Genomic DNA, 254 nt, shown 5'->3' on the forward strand with positions numbered 1-254 from the left:
GGTTTCGATGATGTAGGTGGCTGCCACTGCCTGGCCCATGGCGAAGGCACTCCAGTTGCCGCGTTCGCCGTACACCCAGGTGCGCAGGTCCAGGCCCAGGCCGTTGACGTCGCCGCCGGAGCGGGTGCCCAGGTCACGGTCGTCCTCGGACGGGCCGGTGATCTTCACGTCGAGGCCGAAGTTCTTCTGCGCGGTTTCCGCCGCCAGGGTCGGCATCGACCCCAGCAGGGCGAAGCCCAGGCCGATGCCGGCTT

The 254-nt window shown here is 68.9% G+C and carries 1 protein-coding gene; it reads right to left on the reverse strand.

Going from position 1 to position 254, the window contains the following annotated elements; genetic code table 11:
• A partial coding sequence (locus OH705_RS28030) for an alginate export family protein (RefSeq protein WP_267303541.1) occupies positions 1–254 on the reverse strand: 254 nt, incomplete at both ends.

It is taken from the genome of Pseudomonas sp. BJa3 (assembly GCF_026343815.1).
In the GTDB taxonomy this organism is placed as follows: Bacteria; Pseudomonadota; Gammaproteobacteria; order Pseudomonadales; family Pseudomonadaceae; genus Aquipseudomonas; species Aquipseudomonas soli.